The following is an 804-nucleotide window of genomic DNA, read 5'->3' on the forward strand; positions in this document are numbered from 1 at the left end:
GTCCCGGGCCGCGACCTGATGCCCATGGATCACACCGCCTTGGATGTCGCCCTGGACACGGTGGTCACCTCCGCCTCCGCCACCGGCCGCACCCCGCTCCTGGGCGACATCGCCGCCAGCCTCAACAACCCCAACGCCCTCAGCCAGGGGGCCGGGATGAGCGCGGGCCAACTCGGTGACGCCGCCCGCGACCTGGCGCACGCGATGCGCCGTCTTGTTCACGGTGACCTGGCCGGCATGTTCGACGCCCCCTCCACCGTCACCTTCGACCCCAACGCGCCGATGCTCACCATCGACCTCTCCCGACTCGGCGGCTCCGGTGACGACACCGGCCTCGTGCTGGCGATGACCTGCGCGAGCGCCTGGATGGAATCCGCCCTCGCCGACCCGAACGGCGGCCGGCGCTGGATCGTGTACGACGAGGCATGGCGAGTGATGCGGCACGTCGGACTACTCCAGCGCATGCAGGCCCAGTGGAAGCTCAGCCGCGGCCTTGGCATCGCCAACCTCCTGGTCGTCCACCGGCTCTCCGACCTGCTGACCGCCGGCGACGCCGGCTCACAGGGACGAGCCCTGGCCGAGGGACTCCTCGCCGACTGCTCCACCCGCATCATCTACCGCCAGGAAACCGACCAACTCGCCGCCGCCGCTTCCCTGCTCGGCCTGACCTCCGTCGAGATGGACGCCATCGCGCACCTCAACCGAGGTCGTGGCCTGTGGAAAGTCGCCAGCCGAAGCTTCATCGTGCAACACCTCCTGCACACAGAAGAGCTGACACTCTTCGACACCGACGCGCGCATGCAC

The 804-nt window shown here is 69.4% G+C and carries 1 pseudogene; it reads left to right on the top strand.

Annotated features, from left to right (window positions below):
• A pseudogene (locus KUM32_RS36700) lies at positions 1–804 on the top strand (ATP-binding protein); the annotation flags it as partial.

The sequence above is a fragment of the Streptomyces sp. AC627_RSS907 genome (assembly GCF_019049165.1).